Below are 1,239 nucleotides of genomic sequence, written 5' to 3'. Positions count from 1 at the left end.
TTCCCGAAGTTATCCCCGTCTTACAGGCAGGTTACCCACGTGTTACTCACCCGTCCGCCGCTAACCTCAGAGAGCAAGCTCTCTTTGGTCCGCTCGACTTGCATGTATTAGGCACGCCGCCAGCGTTCATCCTGAGCCAGGATCAAACTCTCCAATAAAGTGTTTGATATAGCTCTTAAAGTTTAAAAATTGATGGGATTGTAAAATCCCTGACTTACCTGGCTTTTGTTTGGTTTTCAAAGAACTAATGTGCTGCTTCGAACAGCAACTTTCATATCATACCCATTAAAAAAGAAAATGTCAACACATTTTCGAAATGGTGGAGCCTAGCGGGATCGAACCGCTGACCTCCTGCGTGCAAGGCAGGCGCTCTCCCAGCTGAGCTAAGGCCCCTTAACAAAGATGGTCGGGAAGACAGGATTTGAACCTGCGACCCCCTGGTCCCAAACCAGGTGCTCTACCAAGCTGAGCCACTTCCCGATATGGCGCGCCCTGAGAGATTCGAACTCCCGACCTTTTGATTCGTAGTCAAACACTCTATCCAGCTGAGCTAAGGGCGCATATAAATTTAATTGGTGCCGAGGGCCGGACTCGAACCGGCACGGTAGTCACCTACCGCAGGATTTTAAGTCCTGTGTGTCTGCCCATTCCACCACCCCGGCAGGCAGAAAAAAATGGAGCGGAAGACGGGATTCGAACCCGCGACCCCAACCTTGGCAAGGTTGTATTCTACCACTGAACTACTTCCGCATCCGTATGGTGCGGGTGAAGGGACTCGAACCCCCACGTCATAAGACACTAGATCCTAAGTCTAGCGCGTCTGCCAATTCCGCCACACCCGCATATAAAATTTTTGAAAATGGTGAGCCATGAAGGACTCGAACCTTCGACCCTCTGATTAAAAGTCAGATGCTCTACCAACTGAGCTAATGGCTCTTGAAAGTGGTGCCGGCTAGAGGACTTGAACCCCCAACCTACTGATTACAAGTCAGTTGCTCTACCAATTGAGCTAAACCGGCGAAATAATGGTGGAGGATGACGGGTTCGAACCGCCGACCCCCTGCTTGTAAGGCAGGTGCTCTCCCAGCTGAGCTAATCCTCCATATGTATATGCCTGGCAACGTCCTACTCTTACAGGGGGAAGCCCCCAACTACCATCGGCGCTGAAGAGCTTAACTTCCGTGTTCGGTATGGGAACGGGTGTGACCTCTTCGCTATCGCCACCAGACATATTTTGAG

9 tRNA genes and 2 rRNA genes are annotated in these 1,239 nt (G+C 50.9%); all 11 read right to left on the bottom strand.

Features of this window, described 5'->3' with window-relative positions:
- Positions 1–158 (bottom strand): 16S ribosomal RNA (locus M1K46_RS25545); the annotation flags it as partial.
- Positions 159–317: 159 nt separating this feature from the next.
- A tRNA-Ala gene (locus M1K46_RS25540) sits at positions 318–393 on the bottom strand.
- Positions 394–403: 10 nt separating this feature from the next.
- Positions 404–480, bottom strand: a tRNA-Pro gene (locus M1K46_RS25535).
- Between the two features lie 3 nt (positions 481–483).
- A tRNA-Arg gene (locus tag M1K46_RS25530) sits at positions 484–560 on the bottom strand.
- A gap of 13 nt (positions 561–573) precedes the next feature.
- Positions 574–662: transfer RNA gene (locus M1K46_RS25525), tRNA-Leu, on the bottom strand.
- Between the two features lie 13 nt (positions 663–675).
- A tRNA-Gly gene (locus tag M1K46_RS25520) sits at positions 676–750 on the bottom strand.
- Between the two features lie 7 nt (positions 751–757).
- A tRNA-Leu gene (locus tag M1K46_RS25515) sits at positions 758–842 on the bottom strand.
- Positions 843–860: 18 nt separating this feature from the next.
- Positions 861–936 (bottom strand) — tRNA-Lys (locus tag M1K46_RS25510).
- Between the two features lie 7 nt (positions 937–943).
- A tRNA-Thr gene (locus M1K46_RS25505) sits at positions 944–1,019 on the bottom strand.
- 7 nt (positions 1,020–1,026) lie between these two features.
- Positions 1,027–1,102 (bottom strand) — tRNA-Val (locus M1K46_RS25500).
- A 10-nt stretch (positions 1,103–1,112) separates the two neighbouring features.
- Positions 1,113–1,228 (bottom strand): 5S ribosomal RNA (gene rrf, locus M1K46_RS25495).
- Between the last annotated feature and the right edge of the window lie 11 nt (positions 1,229–1,239).

Origin of the sequence: Fictibacillus sp. WQ 8-8 (assembly GCF_024494405.1) — a bacterium.
Taxonomy (GTDB): domain Bacteria; phylum Bacillota; class Bacilli; order Bacillales; family Fictibacillaceae; genus Fictibacillus_C; species Fictibacillus_C marinisediminis.
This window is presented reverse-complemented; position numbering and strand designations above follow the sequence as displayed.